The 2488-nt window shown below is 43.7% G+C and carries 1 protein-coding gene; it reads left to right on the forward strand.

The window, feature by feature from the left end:
* Positions 1–2402, forward strand: a 2402-nt coding sequence (locus ABID39_RS07750; protein ID WP_354187578.1) for a YadA-like family protein, incomplete at its 5' end; no start/stop codon positions are given.
* Between the last annotated feature and the right edge of the window lie 86 nt (positions 2403–2488).

The following is a 2488-nucleotide window of genomic DNA, read 5'->3' on the forward strand; positions in this document are numbered from 1 at the left end:
TAGGTTATAATGCGCGAGCTCTTAATTCTAATGCGGCTGCTTTAGGTAATGGCGCGGCGGCTTCTGGTTATGCTTCGATTGCTTTAGGTTTGATAGCTAACGCTTCTGCTAGTAATGCGGTTGCTTTAGGTCATAATGCGAAAGCTTCTGGTCATTCTGCGATTGCTTTAGGTTTGATGGCTAAAGCTATTGGTGATTTTACGACTGCTCTAGGTATTGGAGCGGAGGCTTCTGGTCATTCTGCGACTGCTATAGGTTATGATGCGCAAGCTTCTAATTCTAATGCGATTGCTGTAGGTCTTCAAGTTAAAGCTTCTGGTCATTCTGCGATTGCTCTAGGTTCGATGGCTAAAGCTTTTGGTACTAATGCGGCTACTTTAGGTGTTAGCGCGACGGCTTCTGGTGATTACACAATTGCTCTAGGTTCTAGCGCGATAGCTACTGGTAATTATTCGACTGTTTTGGGTGGTCTTGCGCAAGCTTCTGGTGATTATGCGGTTGCTCTAGGTGCTGGCGCGACGGCTTCTAATACTTTGACGTTTGCTCTAGGTGTTGGCGCGACGGCTTCTGATGCTAATGCGCTTGCTCTAGGTAGTAGCGCGACGGCTTCTGGTCGTAATGCGGCTGCTTTAGGTACTGGCACAAAGGCTTCTGGTAATTCTGCGATTGCTTTAGGTTCTAGTGCGGTGGCTTCTGGTAATTCTGCGACTGCTCTAGGTTTTCAAGCGACTGCTTCTGGTGAAATCGGAACTGCTCTAGGTTTTAGAGCGACTGCTTCTGGTAATTCTGCGACTGCTTTAGGTTCTAGTGCGGAAGCTTCTAGTAGTTATGCGACTGCTCTAGGTTCTAATGCGAAGGCTTTTGATGATTTGGCGCTTGCTCTAGGTGTTAACACGATGGCTTCTGGTAATTCTGCGACTGCTCTAGGTTTTCAAGCGACTGCTTCTGGTCGTAGTGCGATTGCTTTAGGTATGGCCACCAAGGCTTCTGATCGTAATGCGATTGCTGTAGGTTCTATCGCAACGGCTTCTGCTTATGCTGCGACTGCTTTAGGTTCTAACGCGATGGCTGTTGTTTCCGATAGTGTTGCTCTCGGTAGTTACTCTGTTGCTACTGTTGAGAAGGGTGTTGCTGGTTATGTTCCTTTCGGAAAAAATATTCAAGATGCTCCACAGTATGTATGGAAAAGCACTGAAGGTTCTGTAAGTATTGGGGATGTTTCTAAGGGCAAGACGCGACAAATTACTGGGCTAGCAGCGGGAACCGAGGATACCGATGCGGTGAATGTTGCACAGCTAAAAGCTGTAACTGATAAAATGTCTACAAACTTTTCAGAAGAGGGCTCTATTGATGCTTTACTGTGGGATGAGGGTGTTAAGGCGTTTTCAGTGAAGCATGGTAAAGACAATGCAGGCAGTAAGATTACGTCTCTTGCACAGGGTACTATTTCTGCAAGTTCCATGGATGCGATCAATGGTGCACAGCTTCATTCAGTTGGTAATCAGGTTGCAGTTTATTTTGGAGGTGGAGCTGGCTATAATAATGGTCTCTGGACAGCGCCAGAATTCCAAATTACTCAATTTAAGGCTGATGGAACAGTAGGTAAGAAACAAAGCTATGATAGTGTTGCGGATGCATTTAAAGGCATTAATGACAATATGATAAGTATGAATGATCGTATTAATGAGGTTGAAGAAAAAGTCAGTTCAGGTACATCTAATGGTGGTTTAAATTGGAATTCTTCAGAAGGAGCGAATGATGCTCGTCATGATGCTGAAGAGAGTAAGATTACGCATGTAGCGGATGGTGAGATTGAATCAGGCTCAAAGGATGTTGTGAATGGAGGACAGCTTAATGAGAGGGTTACCGATGTTGAGAATAAGATAAAGGATTTAGAATTATCTTCTTCAGATGGAGCTGTTAGTTATGACAAGGATGCTAATGGGGACAAGACGAATACAATCGCTTTGAAAGGTGGCAGTGAAAGCGATCCTGTATTGATAGAGAATGTAGCGGATGGAAAGATTGAAGAGGGTTCTAAGCAAGTGATTAATGGGGGTCAGCTACATGCCTACACGAAAGAGAAGATGGATATTGTTCTTGATAATGCGAAGTCTTATACAGATATGAAGTTTGAGATATTAAATTATGCAGTTGAGGAAGTCCGTACAGAGGCAAGACAGGCAGGAGCTATTGGTTTGGCGGTGGCTAACTTGCGTTATTATGATACACCGGGATCTTTAAGTCTTTCATTTGGTAGTGGTTTATGGCGTAGTCAATCTGCATTTGCTGTTGGTGCTGGTTATACCTCTGAAAATGGAAATATTCTCTCTAATATATCTGCAACGCATTCAGGTGGTCATTGGGGAGTAGGTGCTGGAATTACTCTAAGATTGCGATAATAATCAACAAAATATGTGAGTAAAAAAACAATCCACCCTTATCAACCAAGATGAGGGTGGATTATTTTTACAAGCATCAAGTAATG

Origin of the sequence: Bartonella japonica (assembly GCF_040545385.1) — a bacterium.
Taxonomy (GTDB): Bacteria; Pseudomonadota; Alphaproteobacteria; order Rhizobiales; family Rhizobiaceae; genus Bartonella; species Bartonella japonica.